The sequence below is a fragment of the uncultured Amnibacterium sp. genome, assembly GCF_964245895.1.
In the GTDB taxonomy this organism is placed as follows: Bacteria; Actinomycetota; Actinomycetes; order Actinomycetales; family Microbacteriaceae; genus Amnibacterium.
Genome location: NZ_CAXTOQ010000033.1, coordinates 20170 through 27205, shown reverse-complemented (window position 1 = coordinate 27205; position 7036 = coordinate 20170). Strand labels below are relative to the sequence as shown.

The following is a 7036-nucleotide window of genomic DNA, read 5'->3' as shown; positions in this document are numbered from 1 at the left end:
AGCGGCGTTCCGAACAGGCTGCGCGCCCAGCTGCGGCTGCGCCGGAACCGCGATGGAATGCCCTGGTCCGGCCCGGCGGGCAGCAGCGTCAGGCTGCCGTCGGAGGCGATCTCGGCGGTGGCGCCGGCGATCGGGATCAAGCCGCTGCCTGCTTCGCCTTTCACGGCGCGGCCCCCTCAACCGTCCTACGAACGGTCCCCCTCCCGCGTTGCACGGGGGAGGATTCATGGCGCCGCGTCGGCTCCTCTCCCGCTTGCGGGGGAGGGGGACCATGCGCAGCATGGTGGAGGGGGCCCTCCGCGCCGGCCATCACCGCGACGGTGCGTCGTCCCCTGCACGCACCCGAAGCGCCACCACAACGAATCGAGAGGCATCACCTTCATGAACAGCAGCATCCTGCGGCGAAGCCGCCGCGGTCTGCCGATCGCGGCAGCGGCCGCCGCCGCGCTCGTGCTCGCCGGCTGCACGGCCAACTCCCCGAGCACGTCCGGATCGTCCGGGCTCTACAAGGGGATCCGCATCGACTTCGTCTCCGGCCCGCTGAACGATCCGACCTTCCCGCCGATGTACGCCGGCGCGATGCAGGCGGGCAAGGACCTCGGCGTGAAGGTCAAGTGGATCCCGATCGACGAGGCGAACATCGAGCAGACGTCCGTCACCACGATGGACACCGCGATCGCCGACAAGCCGGACGCCATCGTCGTAGGCGACTTCATCACGAGCGCTGTCGACCCGCAGATCAAGAAGGCGATCGCCGCCGAGATCCCGGTCTACGTCGATCAGTCCGGTCGGGACAACTGGGAGGCGGACGGCGCGTTCGGCTACATCGGTCCGGACCCGCAGAAGATCGGCGACGTCGCGGGCGCGGAGCTCGCCCGCCAGGGGGCGAAGTCGATCCTGTGCGTGAACAACATCCCCGACAACCCGTATCTGGCGACCGTCTGCGCGGCGACGAAGGAGGGCGCGAGGAGCAAGGGCGCGACCTCGACGGTCCTGAACCTCGCCGCCGCTGACAACAACGATCCGACGAAGAACTCGGCGTCGATCGGTGCCTACCTCAAGACCCATCCGGACATCGACGGCATCATGACCCTCGGCCCGCAGCACGGGAACGAGGCGAGCTCCGGGGCCAAAGCGGCAGTACCGGATCGGAAGATCCGAATCGGTGTGCTCGGCACGAACAAGGCCGGCCTCCAGGCCGTGAAGGACGGGACGCTGGCGTTCGCACTCGACGAGCAGCCCTACCTCGACGGCTACTACGGCGTGCTCGCAGCGGTGCAGTACGTCAAGTTCGGACTCCACCCGATCGGGCAGGTCGTAACGGGACCGCACCTGATCAACTCCGAGAACATCGACCAGATCCTCAAGGTCGCTGCGAAGTATCCGCAGGTCATCGGCGCGAGCTGATCCTGACCCCCTACCTCCCGACGACGGTGAAGTGAGCACGGTGACGAACAAGGCGATGGCGTCCACAGCGGAGTCGACCGGCACGGTGAGCTCTGCGGCGAACCGAGTACCGGCACAGGAGGAGCCCCCGCGCGAGCGCGCGCAGGGAGTCCCCCGATGGCGGAGTCTGCTCGTGCGGCCCGAGTCCGGGGGCGCCATCACCGCGGTCCTCATCTTCATCTTCTTCGCCGTCGTCGGGCAGTCCGGCGGGTTCCTGAGCGTCGACGCGACAGCGAGCTGGCTCTCGAACGCCGCCGAGCTCGGTGTCGTGGCGATCCCGCTGAGCATGTTGATGATCGCCGGGGAGTTCGATCTCTCCATCGGATCGGTCGTCGGCCTGACGTCGATCACCGTCGCGACCGTGAGCGGCTACTTCCAGTCGTCGGCGTGGATCGGCGTGGCGATCTCCGCGGTGTTGGCGGTGATCGTCGGTCTGGTCAACGGCGTCATCGTGGTGAAGACGAAGCTGCCCTCGTTCATCGTGACCCTGGCGATGATGCTGATGCTGGCAGGTCTGACGCTGTTCGCGGCGAACGCGTTGACCGGCGCATCGACCGTGACCGCCGGCGTGACCCCGTCCGCGCAGGCCGTGTTCGCGGGCAGCTGGAACGGGTTCAAGACCTCGATCGTCTGGTGCGTGGTCCTCGTCCTCATCGCGACCTTCGTGCTGAGACGGACGCGCTTCGGCAACTGGATCTACGCGACGGGCGGCAGCGAGGCGACAGCGCGGTCGCAAGGCGTGCCGACCGATCGCGTCAAGATCACGCTCTTCGTCGCGACATCGCTGGGCGCCGTGCTCGTCGGAACGATCCAGACCCTCCTGTTCGCCAACGGCAGCGTCACGCTGGGCTCCCAGTTCGTCTTCTCCGGGATCGCCGCTGCAGTCATCGGAGGCGTGCTCCTCACCGGCGGCTACGGTTCGGCGGTCGGAGCGGTGTTCGGCTCGCTCACCTACGGCATCGTCTCGCTCGGTGTCTTCTACCTGGGCTGGGACACCAACCTGACCCAGCTGTTCGTCGGGGTGCTGCTGCTGCTCGCAGTCCTCACGAACTCCCGGCTGCGACGTCTCGCGATCGGGAAGTCATGAACCGGGAGGCACCGTCCGTGGAAGCCGTCGTCGAGTTCCAGCACGTCAGCAAGCGGTTCAGCGGCGTCGAGGCGGTCAAGGACCTCGACTTCCGGCTCGTTCCGGGCGAGGTGCTCTGCCTGCTCGGCGAGAACGGCGCCGGGAAGTCGACCGTGATCAAGATGTTGACCGGACTCGACCACCCGACCGAGGGCACGATCCTCGTCGATGGGAAGCCGACGCTCTTCGCGGGGCCCCGCGAGGCCCGCGCCGCAGGGATCTCCACGGTGTTCCAGGACGTCGGGACGCTTCCCCTGATGACGGTGGGACGCAACTTCGTGCTCGGAGCAGAACCGCTGCGAGGCCGCTGGCCGTTCCAGACGCTCGATCGAGCGAAAGCCAACGAATGGGCGCTGCGCGAGATGCGCGAGCTCGGGATCCGGCGCGTCACCGACGCGGAGCAGCTCGTGGGAACGCTGTCAGGCGGCGAGCGCCAGGCGCTCGCTATCGGACGCGCGACCTTCTTCGGCGCGCGGGTGATCGTCCTCGACGAACCGACCGCGGCACTCGGACTGCGTGAGTCCGCGACGGTCCTGCGGCTGATCGAGAGGGTGCGCAGCCGTGGTGTCGCGGTGCTGTTCATCACGCACAACGGCTACCACGCCCACGCGACCGGGGACCGCTTCGTCGTGCTGCGGCGCGGGGAGTCGGTCGCGCAGTTCGCCCGCGGCGAGAGGACCGCCGGCGAGCTCATGGAGCTGATGTCGGGCGGCGAGGAGCTGTCACGACTGCTCACCGCCGGGGAGCATGTCGACTCCGCCGTCGGTTGACGGGTCCGGGCCGGCGATCGGGAGGCATCCGCGGCCTCGAGCACCGCGCTCCGGGAATAGAGTGCGGTCAGCCGGCTCGCAACGACGCGACGTGGTGGTGCCGATCAGTCGTTCCGGAGGCCGCCAGAGGGGCAGATGACGATGGAAGGTCTGCTGAAGCGGATCTCCGCCGAGGGATCCGAGGCCCAGAACGCGCTCCGCGTGGTCGCCTTCTTCGACCAGCTCGTCGAGCACCGCAGCTCGCCGCACGCGCTGGTGCGGTCGACCGCGCGCCTGATCGGTGCACCCGCCGGCTACTCGAGCGAGTCGGGGGGCGAGAGCTGGAGCTTCGATGCGATCGGACGCCCCCTCGGCTCGTCGATCCCCTCGATGGCCCGGGTGCAGAGGGTCGCGACCGACAGGGGCGTCAACGGCGTCGTCTGGATCCTCCCCGACACGAAGAACTCCGCCCTGGCCGATCTGGTGGTCGAGCGGATGGCGCTGTCCGCCGCGATCGTCCTCGACCGAGATCCAGGGCAGGCACAATGGGCCGAGACGGCGTCCGTGCACCGGCTGATCGATGCCGAGACCTCCGAGGAGGATCGCGTGGCGCACGCGCACGCGCTCGGATTCCGGCCGAACTGGCGGGTCCGTGCCATCGTGCTGAAGGACTCGGCTCCGCTGGCCGAGGTGGCTCCCGTGGTCAAGGCCTGGAGCCGCGCCTGCAGCGTCCGGTGCACCGTCCCGATCCTCGACGAGGAGCAGATCGTCGCGATCTGCCAGGACGCCGACTCGGTCTCCATCGCATCCCTGAGCTCCTGGCCGGGGCTGGTCGCACTCGGACCGAGCGTCGCGGCCGCGGAGGCCGTCCGATCGCTGCGTGCGGCCCGTCAGGCCGTCCGCGTGTGCTCGCGGGAGCTCGGTCCGAAGGTCGTGGACTACGACTCCCTCGGAGCGGTCAAGCACATCGCGGCGATCACCCCGGAGACCGCGCTCGAGGACGACCTGGTGAAACGGTTCGAGGTGATGTTCGAGACCGACGTCGGACGCGCCGAGCTGAAGGCCCTCGACGCGTTCTGCAGGCACACCAGCCTTCGCTCCGCGGCCGCGGAGCTGAACCTGCACCACAGCTCGCTGGCGAACCGGCTGGAGAACGCCTCGCGCAAGCTCGGCCTCGACCTCGCCGAACCGTCGGTGCGGTTCGAGGTCTCGATGTCGCTGTGGCTGCTCCGGGTCGCTCAGTCGGCCTAGGTGCCCCGCGATGGAGCAGTCGACATCTGTCGGATCAAGATCCTCCACCCCGCGGATCACCGCATCGCCAGCCGCTGCGACAGTGGGCTCGGATGGGTTCCCCATCCCGAGCCATGACCAACGGGCGGACGGGCTACCAGCGGTGATCGATCCAGAACTCGCAGCAGCGAGTGTCCTCATCGAACGCAACGACATCCGCGATCCGGTGGGCTCACGAGCGAACCTCTCCTCCCTGAGGGAGGACCAGTCGTCCGCGTTCGCCGAGACCGCCGGACGGGTCCGGTTCCAGGACCGGCGGATCCCGTCGTCCGAGATCGGCCTCGACATCACCGTCCGGGTGTACGAGCCGGTCGATCGCGACCGCACCGTCGCGGGCGTCGCGTTCTTCCACGGCGGCGCCTTCGTCATCGGCGATCTCGAGTCGGAGCATGCGCGGTGCCTCCGCTACAGCGCGGACGCGGGGTGCGTGGTCCTGTCGGTGGACTACCGGCTGGCACCGGAGCACCCGTTCCCCGCCGGGCTGGAGGACTGCTACGCCGCCCTCGAGTGGATGGCTCGGAACTCCGACGATCTCGGCGTGGATCCTGCCCGTGTCGCGGTCGCGGGATCGAGCGCGGGCGGCGCGCTCGCCGCGTCGATCGCGCTGCTCGCGCGCGATCGCGGCGGCCCCAGGATCGCGCTGCAGCTGCTGATCTGCCCCGTGATCGACGATCGGATGGGCACCGACTCCATGACCCGCTTCTCGGACACCCCCGTCTGGGACAACATCAACAACGCTGCGATGTGGCACCAGTACGGCGCAGGTTCGGTACCGAACTCCAAGTACGCGGCACCCGGCAGGGAGGAGGACTTCGCCGGGCTTCCGACCGCCTGCATCGTCACAGCGGGTCACGACCCGCTCCGCGACGAGGCGATCGAGTACGCGCAGGCGCTGATGCGCGGCGGCGTCCCGGTCGAGCTCCATCAGGTCGCCGGCGCGTACCACGGCTTCGACCAGCTGGTCCCGGATGCGGAGATCTCCCGGCGAGCGCTGGACGAGCAGGTCTACTGGCTCCGTCAGTTCCTCCGGCCGTGAGGAGGACCGGATGACGCACGGCCTTCGCTGGGGCGTCCTGGGCACCGGGTTCGCCGCCGACCTGTTCGTGAGGGATCTCGTACGGGCCGGCTTCGACGTCCGAGCCGTCGGATCGCGGGACGCCGAGGCAGGGCGGCGCTTCGCCCGTGCTCACGGTGTCCCGGTCGCCCACGGCTCCTACCCGGAGCTCGTGGCCTCGTCCGACCTCGACGTGATCTACGTCTCGAGCCCGCATCCGCTGCACCGCGATCACGCGATGCTCGCCCTGCTGGCAGGCAAGCACGTGCTGCTCGAGAAGCCGTTCGCGCTCAACCGCGCCGAGGCGGAGGAGATCGTCGCGACGGCGGACGACCTCGGACTGGTCGTGCTGGAAGCGATGTGGACCCGGTGGCTGCCGCACATGCTGCGGATCCACGAGATCATCGACCAGGGGACGATCGGCGAGCTGGTCAGCGTGACCGCTGAGCACTCCCAGTGGCTGTCCGACGACCCCGCTCACCGCCTGAACTCGCTCGAGCTGGGCGGCGGCGCGCTGCTCGACCTCGGCATCTACCCCGTGTCGTTCGCCTCCGACCTGCTCGGCGCACCGCTCGAGGTCCGTGCGACCTCGACGCCGACCTCCACGGGGGTCGATGCCCAGACCGCGGCCGTCATCCGCTACGGCGGTGATCGACTCGCCCTCGTGCACTGCGCCCTCAACGCCCCGGGCGCGAACCGTGCCGTCGTCACCGGCACCCGCGGCCGCATCGAGATCGACGAGGTGTGGTACGCCGCCACCTCGTTCACCGTCTTCGACGCGCAGGGTGGAGCGACCGAGCGATTCGAGTCGGACGTCGACGGCCGAGGAATGCACTTCCAGGCGACCGAGCTCGAGCGCCTGGTGTCGACCGGTTCGAGGCGGAGCCCGCGCATGCCGAGCGAGGAGTCCATCGCGATCATGGCGACCCTCGATGACATCAGAGCGCAGATCGATCTCGTGTACCCGGGCGAGGATCCGGCCCGTCGGCCGGTGCGGTGAGGTCGGCAGGACCATGCCTTCCACGTTGAGAGAGGTCGCGCTGGCGGCCGGGGTGTCGTACCAGACGGTCTCGCGGGTGATCAACGAGCACAGCGCTGTCGCTGCTCGGACGCGGGAGCGGGTGCTGCGGGCGATCGAGCTGCTCCAGTACGAGCCGAACGAAGCAGCGCGTCAGCTGCGTCGGACACGGGATCGACAGCAGCCGGACGGACCTGCCCACCCGCGCTGATGGAGGGCGTCCCCCGATCCGGGCGCGTCCGACGGGTTATTCGCCAGGCGTTCGGACGGCGCCGCCCCGTGGAAGCGAGTGGCTGATCCGCCGGACGGACGGGTGCGAGTCCCGTGGAGGCGTCGTGTCTCGATCCGGCCGA

At 69.2% G+C, this 7036-nt stretch carries 7 protein-coding genes; all 7 read left to right on the top strand.

The features are described from left to right. Positions 1 to 381: 381 nt before the first annotated feature. The 7 genes from ACFE60_RS07050 (at position 382) to ACFE60_RS07020 (ending at position 6894) form a co-directional block, all read left to right on the top strand. Positions 382 to 1407, top strand: a complete 1026-nt coding sequence (locus ACFE60_RS07050; protein WP_375388141.1) for a substrate-binding domain-containing protein — start codon at positions 382 to 384, stop codon at positions 1405 to 1407. A 172-nt stretch (positions 1408 to 1579) separates the two neighbouring features. Beyond that, positions 1580 to 2533 carry an ABC transporter permease gene (locus ACFE60_RS07045; RefSeq protein WP_375388140.1) on the top strand — a complete coding sequence of 318 codons (954 nt, stop codon included), beginning with the start codon at positions 1580 to 1582 and terminating at the stop codon, positions 2531 to 2533. Between the two features lie 17 nt (positions 2534 to 2550). Continuing rightward, the gene (locus tag ACFE60_RS07040) at positions 2551 to 3342 is read left to right on the top strand and encodes an ATP-binding cassette domain-containing protein (RefSeq protein WP_375388139.1); all 792 of its coding nucleotides are present in this window, start codon (positions 2551 to 2553) and stop codon (positions 3340 to 3342) included. 135 nt (positions 3343 to 3477) lie between these two features. Beyond that, the gene (locus tag ACFE60_RS07035; RefSeq protein WP_375388138.1) at positions 3478 to 4572 is read left to right on the top strand and encodes a PucR family transcriptional regulator; all 1095 of its coding nucleotides are present in this window, start codon (positions 3478 to 3480) and stop codon (positions 4570 to 4572) included. Positions 4573 to 4777: 205 nt separating this feature from the next. Beyond that, entirely contained in the window at positions 4778 to 5647 is an 870-nt protein-coding gene (locus ACFE60_RS07030) for an alpha/beta hydrolase (RefSeq protein WP_375388137.1), read from the top strand. 10 nt (positions 5648 to 5657) lie between these two features. Next, positions 5658 to 6665: a Gfo/Idh/MocA family protein gene (locus tag ACFE60_RS07025; protein WP_375388136.1), complete on the top strand. Its 1008-nt coding sequence runs from the start codon at positions 5658 to 5660 to the stop codon at positions 6663 to 6665. Then, on the top strand, positions 6598 to 6894 hold the full coding sequence (locus ACFE60_RS07020) for a LacI family DNA-binding transcriptional regulator (protein WP_375388135.1): 297 nt from the start codon (positions 6598 to 6600) through the stop codon (positions 6892 to 6894). The genes ACFE60_RS07025 and ACFE60_RS07020 overlap by 68 nt, the downstream gene beginning before the upstream one ends. Positions 6895 to 7036: the final 142 nt, after the last annotated feature.

What these genes read in the sequence shown, in the direction of transcription:
- ACFE60_RS07050 (WP_375388141.1), top strand. Translation starts at nt 382, where the DNA reads ATGAACAGCAGCATCCTGCGGCGAAGCCGCCGCGGTCTGCCGATCGCG.
- ACFE60_RS07035 (WP_375388138.1), top strand. Translation starts at nt 3,478, where the DNA reads ATGACGATGGAAGGTCTGCTGAAGCGGATCTCCGCCGAGGGATCCGAG.
- ACFE60_RS07025 (WP_375388136.1), top strand. Translation starts at nt 5,658, where the DNA reads ATGACGCACGGCCTTCGCTGGGGCGTCCTGGGCACCGGGTTCGCCGCC.
- ACFE60_RS07020 (WP_375388135.1), top strand. Translation starts at nt 6,598, where the DNA reads ATGACATCAGAGCGCAGATCGATCTCGTGTACCCGGGCGAGGATCCGG.